This is a genomic window from Pseudoduganella rivuli (assembly GCF_009674485.1).
Lineage (GTDB): Bacteria > Pseudomonadota > Gammaproteobacteria > Burkholderiales > Burkholderiaceae_D > Rugamonas > Rugamonas rivuli_B.
Genome location: NZ_WKJJ01000080.1, coordinates 1 through 270 on the forward strand (window position 1 = coordinate 1; position 270 = coordinate 270).

Consider the following 270-nt stretch of genomic DNA (forward strand, 5'->3'; position numbering starts at 1 on the left):
TAACGAAGCGAACGCGGCGAACTGAAACATCTAAGTAGCTGCAGGAAAAGAAATCAACCGAGATTCCCAAAGTAGTGGCGAGCGAAATGGGAAGAGCCTGTACGTGATAGTTGAGCTGATAGTGGAACCACCTGGAAATGTGGGCCATAGAGGGTGATAGCCCCTTACACGAAATCAGTTCAGTGGTACTAAGCGTACGACAAGTAGGGCGGGACACGAGAAATCCTGTCTGAACATGGGGGGACCATCCTCCAAGGCTAAATACTCGTA

General features: G+C 49.6%; 1 rRNA gene. It reads left to right on the plus strand.

What is annotated here, in order from left to right:
- Positions 1–269: ribosomal RNA gene (locus GJ700_RS36450) — 23S ribosomal RNA — on the plus strand; the annotation flags it as partial.
- Position 270: the final 1 nt, after the last annotated feature.